Genomic DNA, 316 nt, shown 5'->3' on the forward strand with positions numbered 1-316 from the left:
AAAACTTTAATGTCTAATCCTTACAATATTGCAGAAGCTGTAAAAGAATCTGATCTTGTAATCGGTGCAGTATTAATCCCAGGTGCAAAAGCGCCAAAACTTGTAACAGAAGAAATGATTAAATCAATGGAACCAGGTTCTGTTGTTGTAGATATCGCGATTGACCAAGGTGGTATTTTCGAAACAACTGACCGTATTACAACTCATGACAACCCAACTTACGAAAAACATGGCGTTGTTCATTATGCAGTTGCAAACATGCCAGGTGCGGTTCCACGTACATCAACTCTTGCATTAACAAACGTAACAGTACCAT

Annotated in this window: 1 pseudogene; it reads left to right on the forward strand. The window is 38.6% G+C overall.

From position 1 onward, the window contains the following. Positions 1 to 316 (forward strand): annotated as a pseudogene (locus tag FE392_RS23250) (alanine dehydrogenase); the annotation flags it as partial.

Origin of the sequence: Xenorhabdus santafensis (assembly GCF_033949405.1) — a bacterium.
Classification (GTDB): Bacteria; Pseudomonadota; Gammaproteobacteria; order Enterobacterales; family Enterobacteriaceae; genus Xenorhabdus; species Xenorhabdus santafensis.